Here is a 1,061-nt window from a genome sequence, read left to right as displayed (position 1 = left end):
TGCAATAGTAACTACGGTCATTCCAAATGTCCAGCCGGTAGTAGTTCTTCTCGTTGGGGCGGTCTTGCAATGTAATTTTGTATTGGCGGTAAAGGGTTTTCCCGCTGTACTCGCGCAGGTAGGCCAGGCAAGTATCCACGTGCAGGCTCTCTATCGGTTGTGGCACGGTGACTTCGGCACTGGCATGGTATTTTCCGTTTTCGGCAGTGGCTTCCAGACGTATGTTGTCACCGGGATGCAGTGTGCTGGTCAGACGATATTTCTTGAAACGTATACTTTTCAGTAATGATTCATAAATGTCCTTATCAAGTTCTCCTTCCAGATGCCCATAAATTTCTTCCGGGGAAACCGCTTTCGGAGTTTCTGCTATTTTGCCATTGATGTAGAGGAAAAGAGTTGCTTCGTTCAAATGTTCAATACTATAGCCCTCGCCTAAATGGAGATAGACATCATTCTCAGCTTGTCCGGTTTCGAGCAAGGCGTTCATGATGATTTGCGGATCTTGTTGTCCGGGATTGTAAGGAATCTCGTTTTCGCAGGCTGTTAGGAAGCCTACAATAGTTATGTATATAATAAGGTGTAATTTCATTTTTGTTTTCATATGCCGGATTTGTTTTTAAAATCTATAAGTATAGGTAACAGAAGGAATACAAGGCAGTATTGTTATTTTCTTGATGACAGTTTGAGCTTTCTTCTGCCCGGTATTTCCATGATAAATACTTTCGTAGAAATCATCGTAGTATACGTTGTATCCATTTTTGTATTTGCTGTAAACGATGTTCGGATTCATGGCATTGTATGCATTGTAGATACTGATATTCCAGGTACGCATACCATGTTTGGTCTTCTTGTTGAAGTTGACGCCGAGATTCAAACGATGGCTGGCGGGAAGGCGGTAATTGTTACGCCGGGAGATGTAACCGGTTTCCTCAATAGAGCCATCGGGCCGGATGATGATTGTTGCCTTTTCGGGGATAGTGATACATCCACCGGTATTGAATATCCAGGAAGCTCCTGCATCAATGCGGTCACTGAACTTATGGCTGAGATTGAGGCTGATG

General features: G+C 43.5%; 1 protein-coding gene and 1 pseudogene. Both read right to left on the bottom strand.

What is annotated here, in order from left to right:
- A partial coding sequence (locus tag BHV72_RS02800; RefSeq protein ID WP_286854382.1) for a DUF4249 domain-containing protein occupies positions 1-601 on the bottom strand: 601 nt, incomplete at its 3' end.
- A gap of 15 nt (positions 602-616) precedes the next feature.
- Positions 617-1,061 (bottom strand): annotated as a pseudogene (locus tag BHV72_RS02795) (TonB-dependent receptor); the annotation flags it as partial.

It is taken from the genome of Bacteroides sp. 43_46 (assembly GCF_001915455.1).
GTDB lineage: Bacteria > Bacteroidota > Bacteroidia > Bacteroidales > Bacteroidaceae > Bacteroides > Bacteroides caccae.
The sequence above is the reverse complement of the archived record's forward strand: the minus strand, read 5'-3'. Positions and strand labels throughout refer to the sequence as shown.